This window comes from Actinoalloteichus hoggarensis, from assembly GCF_002234535.1.
Classification (GTDB): domain Bacteria; phylum Actinomycetota; class Actinomycetes; order Mycobacteriales; family Pseudonocardiaceae; genus Actinoalloteichus_A; species Actinoalloteichus_A hoggarensis.
Window position 1 is genome coordinate 266,979 of sequence record NZ_CP022521.1, and the last position, 22,147, is coordinate 289,125.

Genomic DNA, 22,147 nt, shown 5'->3' on the forward strand with positions numbered 1-22,147 from the left:
GGTGACGGCTTTGCGCCTGGATGGTGGAGGCCGGACGGCACGGCCGCCCGCGCCCGTAGGCTGTGGGCGTGCAGACCAGTGCTTCCCGCGCTCAGCCCGTCGCCGGGTCGGGGGGTCGGGCGCCCGAGAGTCGGCTCGCGCTCGTCCGGCGGGCCCGCCGGATGAATCGATCGCTGGCCGAGGCATACCCGGACGCGCACTGCGAACTGGACTTCACCACCCCGCTCGAGCTCGCCGTCGCCACCATCCTCTCGGCCCAGTGCACCGACCGGCGGGTGAACGAGGTGACGCCTGCCTTGTTCGCCGCCTACCCGGACGCCGCCGCGTACGCGGGCGCCGACCGCCATGAGCTGGAGCAGCTCATCCGGCCCACAGGCTTCTTCCGGAACAAGACCACCTCGTTGATCGGACTCGGCACGGCGGTGGTCGAACGATTCGACGGCGAACTACCGTCGACACTGGCAGAACTCGTTCGGCTGCCCGGCATCGGACGCAAGACCGCCAACGTGATCCTCGGCGACGCCTTCGGCGTACCCGGGATCACGGTGGACACCCACTTCGGCAGGCTGGTGCAGCGCTGGGGCTGGACCGCCCTCACCGACCCGGTGAAGATCGAGCATGCGATCGGCGAACTGATCCCGCGCCGCGAGTGGACGCTGCTCTCCCATCGCGTGATCTTCCACGGGCGTCGGGTCTGCCATTCCCGACGACCGGCCTGCGGTGCCTGCCTGCTCGCCCGCTCCTGCCCCTCCTACGGCGTCGGCGCCGTCGATCCAGAGCAGGCGGCGCGCCTGGTCAAGGGCGTGGAGGCGCCGCGCCTGCTGCGGCTCGCCGGACTGGGCGACGACCTGGCGGCGGAGGCGGCGACCACCGCGAAGCCCGTCGAGCCCGGCGGTCCAACGCCGTCCGAGACGCCGGTCGCGCCCCGCGCCGCCGAGCCGGCGGCCTCCGCCGCGACTGACGAGTCGGGCCCGTCCGGTGCCGCACGATGAGCGCGAACATTCGATGGTCGATCCTGGTGTTGGTGCTCGCCGTGGCCGGCGTGGTCGCGCTGTGGCCCCGCGACGAGGGCTACGGTCCCGCCGTGCGGCCCGATCGAACCGCGACGGACGACGCGGGTGCGGTCGAGGCGGGTGAGTCGGGACCACCCGGGTCGGTGCGGGTCGCCGACCTGAGCGGCATCGAGGTCACCGACCTCCGCGACGGCGAGGTCGGCGACCTCGGGGACCTGCTGGCCGACGGCCCGGTGCTGGTGAACGTGTGGGCCACCTGGTGCGCACCCTGCCGGGACGAGCTGCCGGTGCTGGCCGAGTACACGGCCGAGCCCGATGCGATTCCGGTGCTCGCCGTCCAGCGGAGTAGCGATCTCGACGCCGGCCGCGATCTTCTGACCGAGCTCGGCGCCGAGCTTCCCTCGGTGCACGATGCGAACGACCTGGCGATCCGGGCGCTGCGAGCGACGGTGATGCCTGCGAACTACGTGGTGGACGAGGCGGGCGACATCCACCCCGTGCATCCGCCCGCGCCGTTCGAGGACACGGAACAGGCGCGGCAAGCCGTGGCGCGTTATCTGGAGCAGAGTTGATGACTCAGGAAGGTCGGGGACGCACCCAGTCCAGGCGTGGCGGGCCGTTGGTGGATCCGGCACAGGGGCCTGGCTGGTTGAGCAGGTTGATCTCCTCCAGCGGTCGGGTGGACCCCGCCATGCTGGCCTCCGTGCCGCCGCCGAGCGAGGACAGTCCTCGGCCCGCCGCGGTGCTGGTCCTGTTCGGCGAGGACGGCGCGGGCCCGGGCACCGGCCCGGACGTGCTGCTGCTGCGCAGAGCCGACGGGTTGACCCACCACCCCGGTCAGGTCGGCTTCCCCGGCGGGGTGGCCGAGCCCTCGGACGACGGCCCGATCGAGGTGGCGCTGCGGGAGGCGGAGGAGGAGGTCGGCGTCCTGCGACAAGGCATCACCCCGGTCGCTCTGCTGCCCGAGCTGTACGTGCCCCGGTCGAAGTTCTTGGTCACGCCCGTTCTCGCGCACTGGTCGCAGCCGACGCCCGTGGCGCCCGTCGACTACGGCGAGACCTCGGCGGTGGCCAGGGTTCCGCTGGGTCACCTCGCCGACTCGACCAATCGCTTCCAGGTGCGTCATCCCTCCGGCTATGTCGGCCCGGCGTTCCTGGTACCGGGGATGCTCGTCTGGGGTTTCACGGCGGGCCTGTTGTCGAGCCTGTTGTCCCTGGGCGGTTGGGCCGAGCCATGGGACGCCACCGACGTCCGCGACCTCGCCGACGCCTGGCGTGAGGTGGACTCGGGGCCGACCCCGGACGGCGAGGCGACCTGGTGAACTGGATCGACGCCGCCGTCATCCTGATGGCGGTGCTCGCGGCGGTGTCGGGCGTACGACACGGCATGGTCGTCGCCGTCTTCGCCTTCACCGGAGTGATCATGGGCGCCGTCGGCGGCGTGCTGCTCGCTCCCGCGTTGGCCGACCTGGTCGACGCGCCGAACGCACGGCTGCTCGTCGGCCTGTCCGTGGTGCTGGGCCTGGTGGTCCTCGGCGAGGTGCTCGGGGTCTCCCTCGGCCGGTCCATCAAGCGCAGGATGACCTCGCCGAAGCTGAGCTGGGTGGACAACGTGCTCGGCGGCGTGGTGCAGGGGCTCGCCGTCTTCGTCGTCACCTGGTTGATCGCCCTGCCGCTGACCTCGGCGGGCACCGTCCCCTGGCTTGCGGGTGCGGTGAACCAGTCACGTGTCCTCGGCGCAGTCGACACGCTGATGCCGCCTGCCGCTCGTGCACTGCCCGACGAGCTGCGCAGGCTGCTCGACGGCTCGGGCTTCCCCGGCGTCCTCGACCCGTTCTCCCGGACTCCCGTCGCCGAGGTGGACCCGCCCGACCCGGCGTTGCAGAACAGTCGGACGGTGCAGACCGTGCGGGAGAGCGTGGTGAAGGTCCACGGCACGGCCTCCTCCTGCTCCCGGGTGCTCAACGGGTCCGGTTTCGTGGTGGCTCCGCAGCGTGTGATGACCAACGCGCACGTCGTCGCGGGCGCCGAGCAGGTCTCCATCGAGGTCGGGGAGGCGCGACTGCCCGCTACCGTCGTCCTGTACGACCCGGAGAGCGACATCGCGGTGCTCGACGTGCCGGACTTCTTCGGGGCTCCCCTGGAGTTCGTCGAGACGCCCGCCGAGCCCGAGGACGGCGGCATCGTGCTCGGCTACCCGCTCGGCGGGGACTATCGAGCCTCGTCCGCACGGGTCCGTCAGCTCTTCAACCTGCGCGGACCCGACATCTACGACAGCACGACCGTGACCCGCGAGGTCTACACGGTCCGGTCGGAGGTCCGCAGCGGCAACTCGGGCGGACCGCTCATCGACCCCGATGGTCGGGTGCTCGGGATGGTCTTCGGCGCGGCCGTCGACGACGAGGAGACCGGCTTCGTCCTCACCAACGACGAGATCGCCGACGAGGTCGCCGCCGCGCCCACGCTGACCCGGCCGGTCGACACCGGGGGCTGTTCCTCGTAGAACGGCCGGGGTTGTCGCTGCCCCGGGATCAGTCGTGCAGCTCGCCCGTCAGGAACCGGATCAGCAGCCGGTTCGTGGCGTGCGGCGCCTCCTGATGGGGGAAGTGCCCGACCTCGGCGAGTTCGCGGTAGACCGAGTCGGGGCCGGTCCATGCCGTCGACGCGGCAGACGTGCTCGCCCGCATCCACGGATCGAGCCTGCCCTGAACGCGAAGCACGGGCACCGGCAGCCGTCGGTCGATCGCCTCGGCGAACCGACCACCCTCCCCGCGCAGCTGCGATCGCACCGCCCAGCGGTAGTACTCCATGGCGGAGTGGGCCGCTCCGGGGACCAGCATCGCGGCTCGGTTGCGCCGCACGACCTCGTCGAACTCCGGGGCGGTCTGCCAGCGCGGTCCCGACCACGAGCGGATCAGACGTTCGACGGTGGCCGCGCCGTCCTTGGTCAGCCAGGCCTCCGGCAGCGTCGGGAGCTGGGCGCGGAAGAGATGCCCGGCGGCGGTGACCTGCGCGCGCTCGACCCGCCGCCACGGCCGGGTGAGCCCGAGGGCGAGCGCGCGACGCAGCGCGAGCGGGTGCGGTGCGGACAACACGCTCAACGAGCTGACCAGCCGAGGATGCAGCGCGGCCGTCGTCCAGGCGAGGAGACCGCCCCAACCGTGGCCGACCAGGGCGGCTCGTCGCTCACCCAGTGCCTTGATCAATCCGGCGAGATCGCCTGCCAGCGTCCAGCCGTCGTAGCCTCGGGGCGGCTTGTCGGAGTCCCCGTAACCGCGAAGGTCCACTGCGACCGCGCGAAAGCCGGCGTCGGCCAACGCGAGCAGCTGACCACGCCATGACCACCAGAACTCCGGAAACCCGTGGACGAACAGCACCAGCGGGCCCTCGCCCGCCGTGGCGACGTGCAGTGAGATCCCGTTCGCCGAGACGTCATGGTGGGTCCACGGCCCGCTGATCCGGGTGGTGGAGGGGTCCGGAAGCGAGCGCACCGGATCGCGGAGGCTCAGCGGACCGACTCGGGCCGGTGCCTGTCCTGGTGACCGGGTACGTCGGGGGCCGACTGGTCCGCCCCGCCGCCCGCGGCCGCGGCCTGCGTCCCACCGGGGCGCAGCAGGTACGCGGTGTCGCGAACGGAGTTGATGGTGCGTTCGGGCTTGCGGATGCCCCGCACCTTCCGGAAACCGAGGAACGCGAGCGCACCCGAGACCAGCAGCATCAACAGGAACACGATGCCGAAGCCCGCCCAGCGGGGCAGCCAGACCGCCAGCAGCTCCGCGGCGGTGAAGAACAGGAAGAACGAGCTGAAGGCGAGCACGGTCAGCGCGAGGATGAAGAACACGCTGCCGCGCAGCCCCTTGCGCACCTCGGCCGAGATCTCCTGCCTCGCCAGCTCCACCTCCGCCCTGATCAGCGTGGAGAGGTGCACACTGGCCTCGCGGACCAGTCCGCCCAGCGAGCGGTCGCCCGGACCGGCGTGGGCCTGGTTCTCCTCCGACAGCGGGATGGAGGGGATGGGCGGCAGGCCCTCCCAGTCCTGGTGTCTCTTGGGGTCGTGCCCTGCGCTGCTCACTCGGCCATCGTCCCATGGAGCCGACCGCTCGCCGTGATGACACGGGACAATCGTCTTGATCCAGGCGGCTGTCCGGCCGTGATCAGGTCAGATCATCACCGGTGGAGCGAGGTTGGCGGTCTGGTGCTACTCCGCCGAAGCGGCGGTGGTACCGCATCCGGAACCGCGGCACACCGCGCAGAACGTCGCCGAGACCCCTGGATACGCGCGGATGTCACGTCCGACACGGCCGCGACTCCTCCTCGGCAGACCGCGGTGACACAGCTATGTCCTGGTTGGTCGACCTCACGACCGGCAGTACGCCGTGGGTCACCCGGACCGTCGCCCGGCGGCGGAACAATCGGCCGAACCACCCCGGGCGGGTCGGGTCCGGCCGCGCACCGGGCGGCGTCCGCGCTGGTGGCCGTGTGCGGCGAGCTCGCTCCCCAGTCGGTGACGGGTGCGTGGCGTGCGACATCGTGGTGAGGAACGAAGCAGGTCGTCGGCGTATGTTGCTGGCGTGTCGCAGCGGAAAGAGCAGAGCGTCGCCCTCCCTGCCCCGGCCCGACGGCCGGTCCTCGTCGCCATCGGTCTCATCGCGGGGGCGTTGTCGGGTCTGTTCGGCATCGGCGGCGGCGTCGCGATCGTCCCCGCCCTGGTGGCCTGGTGCGGGCGGGATCAGCGGTATGCGGTGGCGACCTCGCTGCTCGCGCTCGGCCCGCTCGCGGTGGCCGGGGTCATCGGCTACTCCGCGCACGGCCAGGTCGACCTGCGTATCGCCGTACCGCTGGCGGCCGGCTCGATGATCGGTGCCTGGATAGGCGCGTTCCTGCTCACCAGGATGCCGTTGGCCTGGCTGCGGTGGTTCTTCGCCTTGATCGCCGTCGGGACGGCGGTGCGGATGCTGATCGATCCCGGCGTCTCGACGGGCCTCGTCTCGCACGAGTGGTGGCGACTGGCGCTACTGCTTCCGATCGGCGTCCTGATCGGCATGATCGCCGCGTTGGCCGGGGTCGGCGGCGGCGCGGTGATGGTCCCGGTCATGCAGTTGAGCCTCGGAGTGCCTGCGGCCCTGGCCAAGGGAACCTCGCTGCTGGTCATCCTTCCGACGTCGATCCTGGGCGGCTGGCGCAACCTGCGCCACGGCAACGGCTCCCTGCGCGACGCCCTGTGGATCGGCTGCTCCGGCGTCCTGGCCACGGTGGCCACCACCCAGTGGTCGGTCGTGATGAACCCGCTGCTCTCGGACGTGCTGTTCGGCCTTCTGCTGGTCTTCGTGGCGGTGCGCACGGTGTGGCCGGACCTCCGCGGTCTGCTGCGGCGGCGCGACTGACGACGAGCGCGGAATCACGGCAGGCCCCTCCCGGCCCCGGCGGCGCCCGGCTCTCGGCTCCCCGCCCGGCGGCGGCACGGGAAGCGCGCGGCGGCACGGGCGCTCGGCACCGGACGCCGTCCCCGCGAACGGAGCCGCTCCACGCCGCCGCAGGCTCGTTCAGGCCTGTGCCTCCGCGATCGACCTTCCCTCGCGCGCGCCCGCCTCGATCGCGGCACAGCAGTGCTTGATCCACGCCGCGATGCCGCCGGGCTCGCCGCTGGCGAAGCCCTGAGCCGCCGCGCGGTACTCGGACAGCCTCCGCAGGTGCGCGACCTCCGGCACGCCCAGTCCCTTCGGGTCCAGGCCGGTGCCGATCGCGGTCAGTCGGGCGGCGGCCCTGGCGACGACGCCGTCCGCGGTACCGAAGGCCGCCAGCGTCAGCAGCTCGCCGTGCACGATCGACACCAGCACCGGGCCCGGCACCGAGGTCCCGCCGGTGACCAGCGTGGCGAGCAGATCGAGCCGCGTCGAGACCGACGCCTCGGCGCGCGGTCTGCCGAGAAGATCCTCACGGTCGGCGGGGACCAGATCGGCCGCCGCCAACAGATGCAACCGGGCGAGTGCCTGCAGCGGCGCCCGCTGCCAGGTGCCCAGCAGCATCCCGATCGACTCGGCGACGCGCAGCGACCCCGCCGTCATCGGGTCGGACACCCGCCCGTCGGTGGGCAGTTCGACATCGGCACCGTCGATCGCGGCCGAGGCACGAGCGGCTCGGACGGAGGCCTCGGCGGCGGAGACGGGCCACCCGCGCCGATTCGCGGGATGTCCGTGCACGGCGTCGACGGCCTCACGCGCGGCCGAGACGGCCTCGGCGACGCCGGGCAGGTCGAGCAGAGGTCCTAGGGGATCGTCCACGGGCGCGGACAGTACTCACCGCGGACGCCGACGAACGAGACGGGCACGGGCGGCGTGGCAGAACCTCACCCACCCTGCGCCACGCAGGCGCGACTCGTCCACACCGACCGCCACGTCGATCACACGGCGGTCTCATGCCGGCCCGGTCGGACCTCGCGTCGTCGGCATCTGAAGACCCGCACCGGTGCTCGTCCATCGGCGGGCGAGCAGGCGTCGACGTTCGACGGAGCGACTCGATCGCCGCCGACTGGTCTGGACCAACGGGTACTCATCCTGTCCCCGGCGGCCGGTTCGGTCTACGGTCAGCACCAACAGATGTTCGTTCGATCACTCAGGGAGGTCCCTCGCGATGACCCAGCAGACCGGTTCTGCCGAGTCCGGGCCCAGCAGCGCCGCAACCCTGGACAACCTTCTCAGCGAGAACAGGACGTTCCCGCCCGACGAGGACTTCGCCCGATCCGCGAACGCGACTCAGTCCCTGTACGACGAGGCGGCGGCCGACCGGGAGGCCTTCTGGGGTTCCCAGGCGGAACGGCTGCACTGGGACACGCCGTGGACGCAGGTCCTGGACTGGTCGAACGCGCCGTTCGCGAAGTGGTTCGTCGGCGGACGGCTGAACGTCGCCTACAACTGCGTCGACCGGCATGTCGAGTCCGGGCACGGTGACCAGGTCGCCATCCACTGGGAGGGCGAACCGGGCGACACCAGGACGATCACCTACGCCGACCTGCGGCGCGAGGTGGCCAAGACCGCCAACGCGCTGACCTCCCTGGGCCTCACCGCGGGCGACCGTGTCGCGATCTACCTTCCGATGATCCCCGAGGCCGTCTTCTCCATGCTGGCCTGCGCTCGACTGGGGCTCACGCACAGCGTGGTCTTCGGCGGCTTCTCCGCCGAGGCGCTGCGCACCAGGATCGACGACGCCGAGGCGTCACTGGTGATCACCAGTGACGGACAGAATCGTCGCGGCAAGGTGCTGGGGCTGAAGGAGAACGTGGACACGGCGGTGCGCGACGCCCACTCCGTGCGCAACGTCCTGGTGGTCCGCCGCACCGGCAAGGACGTCGAGTGGCACGACGGCCGCGACGTGTGGTGGCACGACCTCGTCGACACACAGTCCGAGGAGCACACCCCCGAGGCCTTCGACGCCGAGCACCCGTTGTTCATCCTCTACACCTCCGGCACCACCGGGAAGCCGAAGGGCATCCTGCACACCTCCGGCGGATACCTGACTCAGGCCGCGTACACCCACCACGCCGTGTTCGACCTCAAGCCGGACACCGACGTCTACTGGTGCGGCGCCGACGTCGGCTGGGTGACCGGCCACTCCTACATCGTCTACGGGCCGCTGGCGAACCGGGCGACCTCGGTGATGTACGAGGGCACGCCCAACACGCCGCACGAGGGGCGCTGGTGGGAGATCGTGCAGCGGTACCGGGTGTCCATCCTGTACACGGCCCCCACCACGATCCGCACCTTCATGAAGTGGGGCAGCGACATCCCCGCACGGCACGATCTCTCCTCGTTGCGGCTGCTCGGCAGCGTCGGCGAGCCGATCAATCCCGAGGCCTGGATGTGGTATCGCGAGCACATCGGCGCCGCCGCCACCCCCGTCGTCGACACCTGGTGGCAGACCGAGACGGGCGGGATCATGATCTCCCCGCTACCCGGTGTCACGGCCGCCAAACCGGGTTCGGCGATGGGCACGCTGCCCGGCATCTCCGCGAAGATCGTCGACGAGAACGGCGTCGAGGTCGGCCGAGGCGGCGGCGGATACCTGGTGCTCGACCAGCCTTGGCCGGGCATGCTGCGGGGCATCTGGGGCGACGAACAACGGTTCCGCGACACCTACTGGTCGCGGTTCCGCGACGAGTCCGGCCCGATCTACTTCGCGGGTGACGGCGCCAAGTACGACGCCGAGGGCGCGATCTGGCTGCTGGGTCGGGTAGACGACGTGATGAACGTGTCCGGACACCGGATCTCCACCACGGAGGTCGAGTCGGCGCTGGTCGCGCACTCCTCGGTCGCGGAGGCCGCGGTGGTCGGCGCCGCCGACGCCACCACCGGCCAGGGCATCGTGGCGTTCGTGATCCTCCGCGGCGGCGGCGAGTCGGCGGACGAGGGCGCGGAGCTGGTCAAGCGGCTCCGGGACCACGTCGCGAAGGAGATCGGCCCGATCGCCAAGCCTCGGCAGATCCTGGTCGTCCCCGAACTGCCCAAGACACGCTCCGGGAAGATCATGCGCAGGCTGCTGCGTGACGTGGCCGAGAACCGCGAGCTCGGCGACGTGACGACGCTTCAGGACTCGTCGGTGATGGACCTGATCTCCTCGGGGCTCGCCAAACCGGCGGGCGACGAGGGCTGACCTCCGCGCACACCTCGTCGCGTCGCCCGCCGCATGTGCCTCCTCACGCGCCCTGGCGCCGCCGGAGCAGACATCAAGCTGGAATCTCGGGTGACGGCGGGCGACGGATGAGGGATGCTGGAGACATGAACGAGGACCTGCCGGTCGTCGGCTCGACGGCCATCCCGGCCGCCGAGCTGCGCTGGCGGTTCTCTCGATCCAGCGGTCCCGGCGGGCAGGGAGTGAACACCACCGACTCGAGGGTGGAGCTGTCCTTCGACCTCGCGTCGACGACGGTGTTCAGTCCGCCGCGCCAGGCACGGGCGCTGGATCGGCTCGCGGGGCGCCTCGTGGACGGCGTCCTCACGATCACCGCCGCGGAACACCGCTCTCAACTGCGTAATCGTGAGGCGGCCAGGGCCAGGCTCGCGATGACACTGCGTGACGCCGTCGCTCCCGACCCGCCGAACCGGCGGCCCACCCGCCCGTCACGCGGCTCACAGCGACGACGGGTGGACCAGAAGAAGCGGCGCGGCGACGTGAAGCGACTCCGCCGCAGCCCGGAGGACTGACCGACCGGCGTCCGGTCCACCCGCTGTCGGACCAGCCTGCCGCCAGGTGTGGCGGCTATCGTGCCGAGTCCGCACCGACTGCCCAGCCGCTCGCCGTACCTCCATGGCAGCCCTCGATGCCCGGCCGGTCGTCTCCGACCGGCGCGGGGCCGTCAGAATCGCCGATTCGCCAGAACCGGGATCGTCTCCCGGGCCCGCTCCACCTCGGCTATGTCCACGTCGACCGGCAGCAGCCCCGGCGCGGGCCCGAGCTGAGCCCGAATCTCCCCGACCGGGGACACCAGGCTGCTGTAGCCGATACCGGTGGGGGCGGCGCCCTTCGGTCGCTCGCCGATCGTGCTCGGGTCGGCCTGACCACAGGCCAGCAGCCAGGACGTGGAGTCCAGTGCCCGGGCGCGGCACAGCAGTTCCCACTGCTCGCGTTTACCCGGCCCCGCTCCCCAGGAGGCGCCGACCAGCATGACCTGCGCGCCGTCGTCCGCCAGCGCGTGGAACAGCCCGGGGAACCGCAGGTCATAGCAGGTGGCGACGCCGAAGGTCACCGAGTCCACCGTGAAGGTGACCGGTCGTTCGCCCGGTGCGACGGTGTCCGACTCGGCGAAGCCGAACGCATCGAACAGATGCACCTTGTCGTATGCCGTGTCGACCCCCGGTCCGGTGATCAGCAGGGTGTTGCGCACCCTCCCGTCGTCGGCGGGCACGAACATCCCGGCGACCACCACCACGTCGGCGGCCTTCGCCGCTGCCCGCACCGCCGTGGCCCACGGCCCGTCCAACGGTTCGGCGACCGGCCCCAACGGGATGCCGAAGCGCGCCATCGTCGCCTCGGGCAGCAGCAGCACCCGTGCGCCCTGCGCGGCGGCGTCCGTCACGGCCGTCCGCACCGACCCGAGATTGACCTGCGGGTCGGTGTCGGCGGCCAGCTGGCTCAGTGCGATCCGCACTCCTCCTCCGATCAGTTGGTGGGCTGTGCCAGCGTCGTCAGCGCCTCTCGGACGTGACCGTCCGTCTGCGACAGCGCCATCCTGGCCACGTCGGTGTCGACCCCGGTGAGGAGCGTGACCAGCGCGGTCTTCACATCGCCCGCCGCCTGCACCAGCGCGGTCTCGCAGGTCAGCTCGTCGGCGCCGGAGGCCTCCTGCAGGATGGTCAGCGTCCGGCCGCGAAGCTTCGCGTTCGACGCCACCATGCTGATCATCAGGTTCGAGTACGTGCGGCCCAGCCGCACCATCACGGCGGTGGAGAACGCGGTGAGGATGAGCTTCTGCGCCGTGCCCGCCTTCATCCGGGTGGAACCCGCGATCGCCTCCGGACCGGTGTCGACCGCGATCACCACATCGGCGGCGACGCCCGTGGCCGCGATGTTCGCCGGATTCGCCGAGACCAGGCCCGTGGCGGCTCCGAGGGATCTCGCCGCGCTGAGCGCGCCGAGCACGAACGGCGTACGACCGGACGCCGTCAGGCCGAGCACGAAGTCGTTCTCCCCGACCTGACGCCGCATCTGCGCGGCACCCTCGTCGACGTCGTCCTCGGCGCCCTCGACCGCGTGGACGAAGGCCGAGGCACCCCCGGCCTGGTGCGCGACGAACCAGCCCGAGGGCATGTTGTAGGTCGGGATCAGTTCGGCGGCGTCGAGCACGGCGAGCCGTCCCGACGTCCCCGCCCCGACGTAGTGCACCCGGCCGCCCGCGCGGAGCGCCTGGACGGCGAGGTCCACCGCATCGGCGAGCTGGGGCAGGACCTCGGCGACCGCATCGGGTACCAGGCGGTCCTCGTCGTTGATCAACCGCAGGACCTCCAGGGAGGAGACCCGGTCGATGTCCAGCGTGTTCGGATTGCGCGACTCCGTGGGGGAGTCCACTCGGATGCAGCTCAGGTGCGCTCGTGTCCTCATCGGTTACCGTCCCTCGGTCGGCGCCTGCCATCGGGTCGAGCTCCCAGGCGTTGACCCACGACTGCCGCGTAGGTCACCTCCAGGGCTTCCTGCGCGGTCTCGTAGTGCTGCTGGGCCACCCCGATGAACAGGTAGTCGATCACCGTCAACTGGGCGATCCGGCTGGACATCGCGCCGGAGCGAAACGTCGTCTCACGGGCCGCCGTCGTCAACACGTGGTCGGCGGCCTCCGTGATGGGGGACCTCGGGTAGTTGGTGACGGCGACCGTCTTCGCGCCCCGTGCCCTGGCCACCCGCAGCGAGTCGACGACATCGATGGTCGAGCCCGTGTGGGAGATGCCGATCGCGACGTCCTCCGGTCCGAGGACGGCGGCCGAGGTCAGTGCGATGTGCTTGTCACTCCACGCGAAACAGGTCCGGCCGATGCGGTGCAGCTTCTGCTGGAGGTCGAGTGCGACGAAGGCGCTCGCGCCGACGCCGTAGACGTCGACCCTCGGGGCGTGGGCGACCGCGTCGACCACCTCCTGCAGCGTGGCCACGTCGATCTGCTCGGCCGTCTCCTTGACCGCCCTCGCATCGGCGTAGGAGACCTTGTCGATCACGTCGCGCAGGCTGTCCTCCGGGCCGATCTCGCCGCCGAGCTGCTGTTCGTCTCGGCTGGAGGTGCGAGCGGTCTCGGCCGCCAGGGCAAGCCGAAGCTCCGGGTAGCCGCGGATGCCGATGGCCTTGCAGAACCGGGTCACCGTGGTCTCACTGGTCCCGGCTGCCTCGGCGACCTCGGTGATGCTGCGGTGCGTCACGTCGGCCGGGTCGTCCAGGACAACCTGGGCGACCCGTTGCTCGGCGCGGGCGAGGCCGGGCAGGAGAGATCTGATGCGAACCAGTGGGCTGCCCTCTGCTGCCGCGCCCTCGGCATAACGCTTAGTCACGGTGGGAAACTTACTAACAGCACGTTGCCCAGGTCAACGCATGTTTCCATGTCGTCACCTGTCAGTTACCGCGCAGCGCGTGAATTCCCCACATCCCCAGCTCGGCCGCCCCGAGGGGCTGATCCGACGCCGTGGGTATCGAGGGTGGAACCGGTCTCGTTATCAGCCGTATCCATTTGGTTATCCAGTCGTATGCAGGGACTTCTCGGGGTTCGTTGATCGACTAGCGCGCCGGCGGTCGAGGAGCCCACACGGTGGAGGCGCCACGATGTCTCGGAGTGGGCCGCCACACGGGGCTCGATCGAGCGAACCTCGTGTGAGAGTTCCCAACGTCGTCGCCGAGAGCTTTCGGAGATCGGTCCCCGTGCCCACGCCTCCGAGGAGTGCTCGCGGGAACCGGTCCTGATCGCCGCGAAACGAGCGCCGTTCCGATGAGGGCGTGGTACCAGTCCGGGCAGGGGTCACGGCGTTGGAGGCGTTCGTGCGGTGGCGTAGACGGGCCGGGGCCCCCGGCTCGGGACCGTGTGTGGCGCTGGACGGCGGCGCGGCGCTGGACGGCGGCGCGGCTCCGTCTCGACGGGATTGGGAGCAGGCGGCCGGCGTGCCATCCCTCGGCCGATGCGCGGTCGGCTGGCTGAGGTCGGCGGGCGGTCGGGCTCGGTGCCTGGATCGCGGTGCCGAATTCATCGGTCTTCTCCACTGTGGAGGCGGACTCGCGGCATCCGGCAGGTCAGGCGTCCTGGCCGAGTCGAGATCGCCTCCGTCGTCGGCCGAATGACGGTCCGAATCTCGCAAAGTGGACGGACGGCCGCAGGCTGGTGGGACGTCTCACCGAACTCACCTGTCCGGGTGGCTCCGGCGGTGTATCATTCGGGCCCAGAATCCTCTGTGCGAGTGGGAACCGGACGCGGTCCAGGCGCGTCTCAGGTTGCGTTCGTGATTTCCGTCAGCGAGCCCTGGGGGGCGTGACATGAGGTCGATCAGTGGTACCGCGTTTCGGGAGGACGCGCTATGAGCGGGACGTTTGAGCTTGATCCAGAGCGGCTGCCGCAGGCGATCGCGGATCTCGAAGAGGCGAAGAGTCGGGTCATGGACATCGCTCAGGAAGCCCGAGAGCTCGGCATGGAGGCGCCGAACCAGGGCTCCGACGGTGTGAGCAGTAACGCAGGTATGCAGATCGCGCGGGTGGCAGGCGGGCCGGATGGTGCGTTGTTCAACGCGAACGAAGCTTACCTGGAAGCCCTTGAGGCAACCATCGAGAATTTTAAGGCGATGCTTGCCGATTATCACAACATCGAGGACGCCAACCAGCTTGGGCTAAGGGACATCGAGGCTTCAGAGTTCAACGAGAGCGAGACTCCCAGTGAGCGTAGAGAGCGGGAGTTCTATGAGAACAACCCGCATCTTCCGCCGTCGTCGCGTAGCTGAAGACGTTGGTCGTCGCTATCATAGGAACTTGGAGACGATGACATCTAATCGGCCGTGGGCGATCGCTGGCGTAGCGATCGCAGCCTCACTGATGATTGCGTCCTGTTCTACCCAGGACGAGGGAACGGCGACACCTGTGGAGTCGGATTCGGCTGTCGAAGAGACGACGACCGAGGAATCTCCTGATGCGACTGCTCCGCAGGGATTGGCGCCGTCCGTCACCGACCCTCGCGACGTCGCTGGTGTTGACGTGTGTGCGCTGCTGACCCCAGAGTCCGCGGAGGATCTTGGTTTTGCGGCGGAGGGTGAGGCACGCACCACGGGTGGAGGTAATGCCTCTTGCGTCTGGGAATCTGAGGCCGGCTCGAGAGTCACTCTGGTGACAGATGTCGAGCGTGAGGGCCTCGAAGAAATCTATTCACGTCAATCGCTCTACTCGGATTGGGAAGAGTTGGAGGTGGCAGGTCACCCGGCGGTCCGGGCGAATGAGGGGGAGCCAACCTCGATGTGTGGTTATGTCGTGGGTGTTTCCGATACTCAGTACCTCGACGTGAATTACGTCCGTAGTGGTTCGGAAGATGAGGCCTGCGCAGGTGCACTCGCCGTCGCTGAAGCCGTTATTCCGACGCTGCCCGATGCGAACTGAAGGGGAAGGGCGAGATGAGTGAGCTGAACCTGCAGACGACTTGCCTCTCTTGGGAGGGCAAGGACGCCAAGACGATCCGGTCGGAGGTCTACTCGGGTGTCGGGGGCGGCGCCGGCCTCCAGGAGGTCGCGGGTAGGTGGCGTGACCTGACCACCCGGTATGCCGACATCGGCAGCTACATCGAGACTTCGCTCCAGAAGGCGCAAGCGGCGCACACCGGCGCTGCTGCCGACGCTTCGGCTGCGGCGGTGAATCCGCTCGCCAGCTACGCAACTCAGGCGCAGGAACAGACCGAGGCGATCGCGAGCACGATCGACACTCAGCTGGACTACCGGCTCAACACGATGACGAGTGTCCCTGAGGGTCAGGACGAGCCCACGAAGAGCGGCTTCCTGGAGCACGTGCTCCCCTCGGGCATGACCGGTCACGGCGACCGGATGGAGGCCTACGAGGCCGAGAACGACGAGGCCCGGCAGGTCATGCAGGGCTACCAGAACAACACCAATCAGAACCTGATGTCCTTCACCGGATTCCAGGACCCGCCGGAGGCCAACTACAGCCTCGCCTCTAGCAGCCCCAGCTCCCTGGGCAGCGGTCCTGGTGGCGTCGGCGGCGGTACCGGTAGCGGAACCGGCGGTGGCGCAGGCGGCATCGGCTCCGGCGGTGGTGGCGGCGGCTGGACACCGCCGGGCGGTGGCACCGGTGGCGGTGGCACCGGTGGCGGTGGCGGAGCAGGCGGCGGTGGCGGAGCTGGTGGCATCGGTGGTGGCGGCGGTGGTGGCGGTGGCGTGGCCCCGCCGACTGCGCCGCCGACGATCGGCCCTGACTTCAACAATCCCGTGCTGCCTCCGCCGGGCAATCCGCCGATCGTGCAGCCGCCCATCGGTCAGCCGCCCATCGGTCAGCCGCCGATGGGTCCCCCGCCGGTGATCGGCGGCCCGACCGGACCCTATGGACCCAACGGACCCAACGGACCCAACGGACCCCACGGGCCCAACGGTCGGCTGCCCGGCGGGTCCGGCGGCGGCCCCGGCGGCCGTGGCTTCGGCCCCGGCGGACCTGGCGGCCCCGGCGGGCCGGGCGGTGGCCTCGGCGGCCGTGGCGGCTTCGGCCCCGGCGGCGGCTTCGGCCCGGGTGGCGCCGGTGGCCTCGGCGGCGGCTTCGGCGCCGGTGGCGCGGGTGGCGGCTTCGGCCCAGGCGGGGCGGGTGCTCCCGGTGCCGGTGGTGGTTTCGGTCCTGGTGGTGCCGGCGGCCCCGGTGGTGTCGGTGGCGCAGGCGGAGGCATGGGCGGGGGCGCTCGCGGCAAGAACAGCCAGGGTGAGGACGACAAGGAGCACAAGCGCGCCGACTATCTGCTGGAGACCGATGACGTCTTCGGCGACGGACAGCTCGTCGCGCCGCCCGTCCTCGGCGAGCGAGGGTAGGTAGTTCGTGCCCACCCACGGTCAGATCGTGTTGTCCGCCTTGGCGGTCGACACCATCTGTACTCGGCTCAACGTGAAGCTGCCTCCGTTGCTGAAGCCGATCGGCTTCGGTGACACCGAGGAAGAGCGCCGCATGCTGCACCAACGAGCCTGGCGTGACCTGGAGTCGCGGGGGCTGGTCGAGTACGGCGAGCTGAACAGGTTCCTGGAGGACACGTTCCGCACGCTGGCTCGGCCCGCCCTGGCGGTCTGGGCGACGATGATGCTCGATCGACAGAACGGCATCGACGCCGTGGCCGCGGCCGACGGTGACTTCGCGGTGCTGGCCAAGGTCGAGTCGGTCGAGGGGACGCCGCGGACGGAACTGTCCCTGACGTTGGAGGCGACCAGGCCCACCGGGCTCGCCTATGCGGCGGTCGGGCTGCTGCCCGACCATCCGGCCGGTCGCGGCCACTCGATCAGCCATCCCGCCGAGCAGATCGAGCAGGCGGCCACGAGCGGGGCGCGCTCGGCGACGCAGTTGCGCACCGCCTTCGCCAACGCGGGGCTGCGTGGCACCGATGCGGAGTTCCTCGCCGAGGTGCTGTCGGCGGAACGCAAGCGGGCGGGGGAGTTCACCGCACGCAGTTTCGATCCGCTCAGCGGGCGGCTCCGCAAGTCCGAGTACCGGGTCGATTTCATGGACAACGTCACCGGCCGCTTCTTCCTGCAACAGAAGACGGGATCGGACGGCAGGCGGTGGTTCACCCTCGCGCCGTCGGACAAGAAGCGGCTGGGCGCGCAGGTCGCGGAGTTGTGCTCCCTGGTCGCACCACGGAACTGACTGCTTCATGGCGTCGCCGGGCGGCCCGGCCGCGTAGCGACGTACGGAGGGGGCCATCGACTTCTCGTCGGTGGCCCCCTCCGTCAAGCCGCCGTGAAGCGTGCCGCTGCCGGCCCGATCGGCGTGCCGATCAACACGAGGTCCTGGTCGGATCAGCTCTGGCCTGTGGAGAGGCGGGCCGCTGCGAGTCCGTCGGCGACCGCGACCCGCGCCGGATTGATCGAGCCCCGATCACGGGACGGGTGCACCCGATTGGTCAACAGAATCGCGATGGATCCGTTCGCGCGGTCGATCACCAGCGAGGTCCCGGTGTACCCGGTGTGGCCCGCGGTGTCGGGACCCGCCAGCTCCCCCATGTAGAAGGACTGATTCAGCTCGAAGCCGAGGCCGCGGGGATTCTCCGGGAACGCCGCGTTGTGATCGGTGAGCATCTGCCGCACCGTCCCGGGGCGCAGGATTCTTCTGCCGTCGTAACAACCCTCGTTCAGCATCGTCTGGCCGAGGATCGCCAGGTCTCCCGCGGTGCCGAAGACCCCGGCGTGCCCCGCCGTGCCGTTCAAGGACCAGGCGTTCTCGTCATGCACCTCGCCGTGCACCATGCCCCTGGGCGGCTCGGACTGGAACTCGGTGGCGGCGATGCGGCCGGTCTCCGCAGGCTCGGGCAGGTAGCCGGTGTCGATCATGCCGAGGGGTTCGGTGATGCCGGTGCGGACGAGATCCGGCAGGCTTCGCCCGGTCACTCGTTCCGCGAGCACCGCGAGGGCGATCATGTTCAGGTCGGAGTAGATGTAGGCGCTGCCCGGTTCCGCCTGCAATTCGGCGGTGAGGCTCGCGTGCAGTCTGCTCGGAACATCCGGCCAGTCCCGCCACAGCAGGAGGAACGGCGGCAGGCCTGAGGTGTGGGTCAGCAGTTGGCGAACGGTGACCGAGTCCTTGCCTGCGGTGGCGAACTCCGGCAGGTACTCGGCCACCGGTCGGTCGAGTCTGATGCGGCCCTGTTCCACCTGCTGCATGATCACGATCGAGGTGAAGAGCTTCGACAGCGAGGCCAGATCGAAGATGGTGTCCTCGGATGTCGGGATCTGTGCCGCGACGGGCAGTTCGGTGCCGTCCCCGTCCGCGTAGCGCAGCGCATGGCCGGCGGCTTCGCTGGTGGTCACGATCCCGTCGTGAACCAGCACGACGACCGCACCGGGAAAGAGCGGATGTTCCGCGCCCACCCCGGTCGTAGAGGAGCGCACCGCCTCCAGCGCCTCCTCGATCGGAGTGGGATCGAGTCCGGCCTCAGCAGGTGTCCCCGGCCGCAGCGGGGCACAGTCGCTCACGTCTCGCTCGTTCCGCGGCTGCCCGGAGTGGACGGCCGAGGCCGCGGGAACCATCGTCGCGCCGACCACGACGGCCGAGACGAAGGCAAGGGGCAGTGCGCGCATGACCACCTCATCGGTAGAGCAGATAGGGCTCACGACGAGCGCGGAACGCCTCGGCGTCCGCGTCCCAGGACGCGACGATCTCGGCGGGTGCCGCCCCGGCGTCGATCAGCAGCCGAAGGCGATCCGAGCCCGTCAGCAGGTCGATGAAGTGGTCGGGCCGCCATCCCCATGTCCGCGGGTACAGCTCGCGGGCCGTCGTCATCATCGCGACCGCGGTGTGCAGCGGATCGAAGTCCTGTGGTGCGGTCACCTGGAGCTCGACGCCGCCGCACTCGGCTCCCTCGTGTTTGCCGAAGGCGGGCACGAAATACGTCTCGCGGAAGCGGACGCCCGGCAGGCCGGCCTCGTTGAGCCGTTCAGCCCACCGCCAGTCCAGGCCGGGTGCGCCGATGGTCTCGAAGGGACGAGTCGTGCCCCGGCCCTCTGAGAAGAGCGTCCCCTCGAACAGGCAGGTGCCCGCGTAGACCTGCGCCGTCGACAGGGTGGGCACGTTCGGGCTCGGCGGCACCCAGGGCAGGCCGGTCGAGGCGAAGAGCTGATCCCGTTGCCAGCCCTGTGCCTTGATGACCCGTAGTTCGTCGACCCCGCGGCCTGCCTCCTCGGGAAGGAACTCGGCGTTGAAGAGCCCGGCCAGCTCGCCGACGGTCATGCCGTGCCGGGACACGATCGGCTTGCGTCCCACGCCCGAGGCATAGGCGGGGTCCAGCTGCGGACCGGCCGCGGTGCCGCCGAGCGGGTTCGGGCGGTCGAGGACGAGGAAGGCGGTGCCGGTGAGGGCCGCGGCGTGCATCGCCGTGTACATCGCCCAGATGTAGGTGTAGAAGCGTGCCCCGACGTCGGCGATGTCGAACACCACGAGTTCGACTGCGGCCTGCCGATACATCTCCGCCACCCGGTCCGCCGCGGCGCCGTAGACGTCGTACACGGGAGTCCCGGTGCGCGGATCGGTGTAGTCGCCCTCCGAGCCACCGGCCTGCGCCGTGCCCCGGAAGCCGTGTTCCGGGCCGAAGGCGGCCACGAGATCGACTTCGCCGCTGCCCACGACGGCGTCGACCACATGAGTGAGTTCGGGCAGGACGCCGGTGGGGTTGGTCAGTATTCCCACCCGCCTGCCTGCCAGCGCCCGCCATCCGTCCTCGGCTGCCACCTGGGCGCCTACGCGGACGACCCCGGATGCCTGTGCCGCCTGCGGCGCTGCCGCGAACGCGCTGCCGCCCGCGGCCAGCGCGGGCACCGCGAGCGCGGAGGCGGTCAGGAAGCCGCGGCGTCTCAGCCCGGCGGACTCGATGGAGCCTGACTGCTTCGCCATCTGTCTCACTCCGTCACCGACCAGGTGAGCCCATGGCCGAACGGATAGCTGACGGCATCCGGATTCTCCGGATCGGGAACGGTGACCGGCAGGGTGCCTGCGGGCGCGACTTCGCCGAGCACGACGCGGGTCAGCGACTCCATCGCCTGCGCGCCGATCGAATGGGTGGCAAGCCAGGTGGACGCCTCGTCGACGTAGGCCGCGTCGTAGGGATCGCGGGTGGCAACGGCGATCACCGAGGCGTCGCTCTCGGCGAGGCTTCGGACGAGTTCTCGCTGTCCCGCGCGTGCGTCGTTCCACGCGGCGTTGGTGAGGGCGATCGTCAGATCGTGTTCGGCGGCGGCGTCCACCGCCTCGGTGATCTCGGCCTCGGTGGGGGACGCGCCGACGGCCCGCTGTGTGACCCGCACACCACGTCGGGACAGCGAATCGGCCAGGGCGGTCAACGCCGTCGCGTCCGGCCCGGTGATGAGGGCGGAGACAGGTGCCTCGACGGGCAGCAGATCGGCATCGTTACGCAGCGCGACGGTCGTGCGATCGGTGATCCGCTGCGCGGCGGCCAGATGGTCGGCGTTGCCGACGAACTCGGCGGCCGCCTCGACGTCGACGAGCGGATCGCTGATCACGCCGCGCTGCCACTTCATCGCCAGCACTCGCCGAACGCTCTCCTCGATGCGTGCTTCGGTCAGCTCGCCAGACTCCACCGCGGCCAGGACGGCGTCGACGGCGACGTCGAGATACTGCGGCATGAGAAGCTGGTCGGCGCCGGCCTGCAGGGCCAGCACCGGGATGCGCTCGTCGGCCACCTCGTTGCGCACACCCTGCATCTGCAGGGAGTCGGTGCTGATGACCCCGTCGAAGCCCAGTTGATCCCGCAGGAGGCCGGTCAGCACCGTCGGCGACAGCGTGGCGGGCAGGCCCGAGTCGTCCAGTTCCGGCATCAGGAGATGTCCGGTCATGACGGTGTCCGCTCCCGCGGCGATCGCGGCGGCGAACGGCGGAGCGTCGAGCTCCTCCCACTCCTCCCTCGTGTGGTCGATCTCCGGCATCGCGTCGTGGCTGTCCTGATTCGTGTCACCGTGGCCGGGGAAGTGCTTGATCGCGGAAGACACGGTCAGCTCCCGCGTCGCCGAGTCCTGATATCCCTCGACCTGGGCCGTGACCATCTCGGAGACGAGGGCCGGGTCGGAGGAGAACGACCGAACGCCGATCACCGGGTTGGCCGGGTTGACGTTCACGTCGGCGACGGGAGCGAAGTCCTGGTTGATGCCGACTGCTCTGAGCTCCTGGCCGGTGATCGCCGCGGCGGTCCTCGCGTCGTCGCGGCTCCGGCCCGCGCCGAGGGCCATGCTGCCAGGCAGTTGCGTGGCGGGCTCACGGAATCGGGTGACGACGCCTTGTTCCTGGTCGGTCGAGATCATCAGGGGGATCTCGGCGCCCGACGACAACGCCGCCTCTTGCAGGCCGTTGGACAACTCGGCCACCTGAACGGGGTTCTCGAAGCTGTCCGTCCAGTTGAAGTAGATGACGCCGCCGAGGTGGTAGCGCTGTACGACCTCGGCGGGGGTCTCGACGCCGAACTCGGTGACGTTGTCGGGATGGGGACTGTCGGCGGCCGGACCGTAGGCGTAGGTCACGAAGATCTGGCCGACCTTCTCCTCCAGGCTCATCCCCGCGATCGTCTCGTCGATCCAGGACCGCATCTCGTCGCCGTCCGACCGGCTCGTGGCAGGCACGTCCGCTGGCTCCTCGTCGACGCCGGACCGCAGTGGACCGAGCGCGCTCGAACCGACCGCCACGGCGGCTGTCATCGCGGCGGCGGCGAGCAGATGGACTCTGGTGAGTCTCGGCATCTCTGGCTCCCCTCAGCAGCCGGCCTGCTCGAACGGATGGGATTCGGACACCACCCGACGACGTGCCGGAGTTCCCTGCAAAGTACCCACGGGCTACTGAAGGGTCAACGATCTGTACACGTCCGTTGACATGGCGTGCGGGACGCTCGGCGCTGTGCCGGGGAGTCGACTCCGGCCCGCCACCGCGGCGTTCGGTCGGCAG

At 70.2% G+C, this 22,147-nt stretch carries 20 protein-coding genes; 11 read left to right on the forward strand and 9 right to left on the reverse strand.

Translation table 11 applies throughout. The features are described from left to right. Positions 1 to 68 precede the first annotated feature (68 nt). The 4 genes from nth to AHOG_RS01235 are packed head-to-tail and all read left to right on the forward strand — an operon-like array spanning position 69 to position 3,515. On the forward strand, positions 69 to 992 hold the full coding sequence (gene nth / locus AHOG_RS01220; RefSeq protein ID WP_376700116.1) for an endonuclease III: 924 nt from the start codon (positions 69 to 71) through the stop codon (positions 990 to 992). Beyond that, the gene (locus AHOG_RS01225; protein ID WP_093939719.1) at positions 989 to 1,585 is read left to right on the forward strand and encodes a TlpA family protein disulfide reductase; all 597 of its coding nucleotides are present in this window, start codon (positions 989 to 991) and stop codon (positions 1,583 to 1,585) included. Before nth ends, AHOG_RS01225 begins: the two co-directional genes overlap by 4 nt. Continuing rightward, positions 1,585 to 2,334: an NUDIX hydrolase gene (locus AHOG_RS01230; protein ID WP_093939720.1), complete on the forward strand. Its 750-nt coding sequence runs from the start codon at positions 1,585 to 1,587 to the stop codon at positions 2,332 to 2,334. The genes AHOG_RS01225 and AHOG_RS01230 overlap by 1 nt, the downstream gene beginning before the upstream one ends. Next, positions 2,331 to 3,515 (forward strand): MarP family serine protease, encoded by a 1,185-nt coding sequence (locus AHOG_RS01235; RefSeq protein ID WP_093939721.1) that lies wholly within the window; start codon positions 2,331 to 2,333, stop codon positions 3,513 to 3,515. The genes AHOG_RS01230 and AHOG_RS01235 overlap by 4 nt, the downstream gene beginning before the upstream one ends. A 28-nt stretch (positions 3,516 to 3,543) precedes the next feature. On the opposite strand, the gene AHOG_RS01240 is transcribed toward AHOG_RS01235, so the two are convergent. Together AHOG_RS01240 and AHOG_RS01245 are read right to left on the reverse strand one after the other, a co-directional pair. Further along, the gene (locus tag AHOG_RS01240; RefSeq protein ID WP_093939722.1) at positions 3,544 to 4,503 is read right to left on the reverse strand and encodes an alpha/beta fold hydrolase; all 960 of its coding nucleotides are present in this window, start codon (positions 4,501 to 4,503) and stop codon (positions 3,544 to 3,546) included. A 14-nt stretch (positions 4,504 to 4,517) separates the two neighbouring features. Beyond that, a complete protein-coding gene (locus AHOG_RS01245) occupies positions 4,518 to 5,084 on the reverse strand; it encodes a phage holin family protein (protein ID WP_093939723.1) in 567 nt (188 codons plus the stop codon). 499 nt (positions 5,085 to 5,583) lie between these two features. Between AHOG_RS01245 and AHOG_RS01250 the strand changes: the two genes are divergently transcribed. Beyond that, positions 5,584 to 6,396 carry a sulfite exporter TauE/SafE family protein gene (locus AHOG_RS01250; protein ID WP_169725795.1) on the forward strand — a complete coding sequence of 271 codons (813 nt, stop codon included), beginning with the start codon at positions 5,584 to 5,586 and terminating at the stop codon, positions 6,394 to 6,396. Positions 6,397 to 6,555: 159 nt separating this feature from the next. On the opposite strand, the gene AHOG_RS01255 is transcribed toward AHOG_RS01250, so the two are convergent. Further along, the gene (locus AHOG_RS01255; RefSeq protein ID WP_093939725.1) at positions 6,556 to 7,293 is read right to left on the reverse strand and encodes an oxidoreductase; all 738 of its coding nucleotides are present in this window, start codon (positions 7,291 to 7,293) and stop codon (positions 6,556 to 6,558) included. Between the two features lie 349 nt (positions 7,294 to 7,642). Here AHOG_RS01255 and acs point away from each other — a divergent pair, with 349 nt between their 5' ends. Together acs and arfB are read left to right on the forward strand one after the other, a co-directional pair. Further along, positions 7,643 to 9,658 carry an acetate--CoA ligase gene (acs, locus tag AHOG_RS01260; RefSeq protein ID WP_093939726.1) on the forward strand — a complete coding sequence of 672 codons (2,016 nt, stop codon included), beginning with the start codon at positions 7,643 to 7,645 and terminating at the stop codon, positions 9,656 to 9,658. 125 nt (positions 9,659 to 9,783) lie between these two features. Further along, the gene (gene arfB / locus AHOG_RS01265; protein ID WP_093939727.1) at positions 9,784 to 10,209 is read left to right on the forward strand and encodes an alternative ribosome rescue aminoacyl-tRNA hydrolase ArfB; all 426 of its coding nucleotides are present in this window, start codon (positions 9,784 to 9,786) and stop codon (positions 10,207 to 10,209) included. A 152-nt stretch (positions 10,210 to 10,361) separates the two neighbouring features. Here arfB and AHOG_RS01270 read toward each other — a convergent pair whose 3' ends face one another. Genes AHOG_RS01270 through AHOG_RS01280 form a run of 3 tightly spaced genes read right to left on the reverse strand, consistent with a single transcriptional unit; the run spans position 10,362 to position 13,032 of the window. After that, positions 10,362 to 11,153, reverse strand: a complete 792-nt coding sequence (locus tag AHOG_RS01270) for a carbon-nitrogen hydrolase family protein (protein ID WP_093939728.1) — start codon at positions 11,151 to 11,153, stop codon at positions 10,362 to 10,364. 11 nt (positions 11,154 to 11,164) lie between these two features. Beyond that, positions 11,165 to 12,103, reverse strand: coding sequence for an N-acetylmuramic acid 6-phosphate etherase (gene murQ / locus AHOG_RS01275; protein ID WP_093939729.1), 939 nt, complete (start codon positions 12,101 to 12,103; stop codon positions 11,165 to 11,167). Then, positions 12,100 to 13,032, reverse strand: a complete 933-nt coding sequence (locus AHOG_RS01280; RefSeq protein ID WP_093939730.1) for a MurR/RpiR family transcriptional regulator — start codon at positions 13,030 to 13,032, stop codon at positions 12,100 to 12,102. The genes murQ and AHOG_RS01280 overlap by 4 nt, the downstream gene beginning before the upstream one ends. Positions 13,033 to 14,043: 1,011 nt before the next feature. Between AHOG_RS01280 and AHOG_RS01285 the strand changes: the two genes are divergently transcribed. Genes AHOG_RS01285 through AHOG_RS01300 form a run of 4 tightly spaced genes read left to right on the forward strand, consistent with a single transcriptional unit; the run spans position 14,044 to position 17,353 of the window. Next, positions 14,044 to 14,460 carry a hypothetical protein gene (locus tag AHOG_RS01285; protein WP_093939731.1) on the forward strand — a complete coding sequence of 139 codons (417 nt, stop codon included), beginning with the start codon at positions 14,044 to 14,046 and terminating at the stop codon, positions 14,458 to 14,460. Between the two features lie 37 nt (positions 14,461 to 14,497). Beyond that, complete coding sequence (locus AHOG_RS01290) at positions 14,498 to 15,106, forward strand: DUF3558 domain-containing protein (RefSeq protein ID WP_245856812.1); 609 nt, start codon at positions 14,498 to 14,500, stop codon at positions 15,104 to 15,106. 14 nt (positions 15,107 to 15,120) lie between these two features. Beyond that, on the forward strand, positions 15,121 to 16,530 hold the full coding sequence (locus AHOG_RS29230) for a PPE domain-containing protein (RefSeq protein WP_157736570.1): 1,410 nt from the start codon (positions 15,121 to 15,123) through the stop codon (positions 16,528 to 16,530). A 7-nt stretch (positions 16,531 to 16,537) separates the two neighbouring features. After that, a complete protein-coding gene (locus AHOG_RS01300; protein ID WP_093939734.1) occupies positions 16,538 to 17,353 on the forward strand; it encodes an ESX secretion-associated protein EspG in 816 nt (271 codons plus the stop codon). A gap of 152 nt (positions 17,354 to 17,505) precedes the next feature. Here the strand turns inward: AHOG_RS01300 and AHOG_RS01305 are convergent, their stop codons facing one another. The 3 genes from AHOG_RS01305 to AHOG_RS01315 are packed head-to-tail and all read right to left on the reverse strand — an operon-like array spanning position 17,506 to position 21,945. Beyond that, the gene (locus AHOG_RS01305) at positions 17,506 to 18,783 is read right to left on the reverse strand and encodes a serine hydrolase domain-containing protein (RefSeq protein ID WP_093944043.1); all 1,278 of its coding nucleotides are present in this window, start codon (positions 18,781 to 18,783) and stop codon (positions 17,506 to 17,508) included. Positions 18,784 to 18,790: 7 nt separating this feature from the next. Beyond that, a complete protein-coding gene (locus tag AHOG_RS01310; RefSeq protein ID WP_093939735.1) occupies positions 18,791 to 20,092 on the reverse strand; it encodes an exo-beta-N-acetylmuramidase NamZ family protein in 1,302 nt (433 codons plus the stop codon). Between the two features lie 5 nt (positions 20,093 to 20,097). Next, positions 20,098 to 21,945, reverse strand: a complete 1,848-nt coding sequence (locus AHOG_RS01315; RefSeq protein ID WP_093939736.1) for a glycoside hydrolase family 3 protein — start codon at positions 21,943 to 21,945, stop codon at positions 20,098 to 20,100. Between the last annotated feature and the right edge of the window lie 202 nt (positions 21,946 to 22,147).

Excerpts from the sequence above, each read along its gene's own strand:
- AHOG_RS01225 (WP_093939719.1), top strand. The coding sequence starts at position 989 with ATGAGCGCGAACATTCGATGGTCGATCCTGGTGTTGGTGCTCGCCGTG.
- AHOG_RS01230 (WP_093939720.1), top strand. The coding sequence starts at position 1,585 with ATGACTCAGGAAGGTCGGGGACGCACCCAGTCCAGGCGTGGCGGGCCG.
- acs (WP_093939726.1), top strand. The coding sequence starts at position 7,643 with ATGACCCAGCAGACCGGTTCTGCCGAGTCCGGGCCCAGCAGCGCCGCA.
- arfB (WP_093939727.1), top strand. The coding sequence starts at position 9,784 with ATGAACGAGGACCTGCCGGTCGTCGGCTCGACGGCCATCCCGGCCGCC.
- murQ (WP_093939729.1), bottom strand. The coding sequence starts at position 12,103 with ATGAGGACACGAGCGCACCTGAGCTGCATCCGAGTGGACTCCCCCACG.
- AHOG_RS01285 (WP_093939731.1), top strand. The coding sequence starts at position 14,044 with ATGAGCGGGACGTTTGAGCTTGATCCAGAGCGGCTGCCGCAGGCGATC.
- AHOG_RS01290 (WP_245856812.1), top strand. The coding sequence starts at position 14,498 with ATGACATCTAATCGGCCGTGGGCGATCGCTGGCGTAGCGATCGCAGCC.
- AHOG_RS29230 (WP_157736570.1), top strand. The coding sequence starts at position 15,121 with ATGAGTGAGCTGAACCTGCAGACGACTTGCCTCTCTTGGGAGGGCAAG.
- AHOG_RS01305 (WP_093944043.1), bottom strand. The coding sequence starts at position 18,783 with ATGCGCGCACTGCCCCTTGCCTTCGTCTCGGCCGTCGTGGTCGGCGCG.
- AHOG_RS01310 (WP_093939735.1), bottom strand. The coding sequence starts at position 20,092 with ATGGCGAAGCAGTCAGGCTCCATCGAGTCCGCCGGGCTGAGACGCCGC.
- AHOG_RS01315 (WP_093939736.1), bottom strand. The coding sequence starts at position 21,945 with ATGCCGAGACTCACCAGAGTCCATCTGCTCGCCGCCGCCGCGATGACA.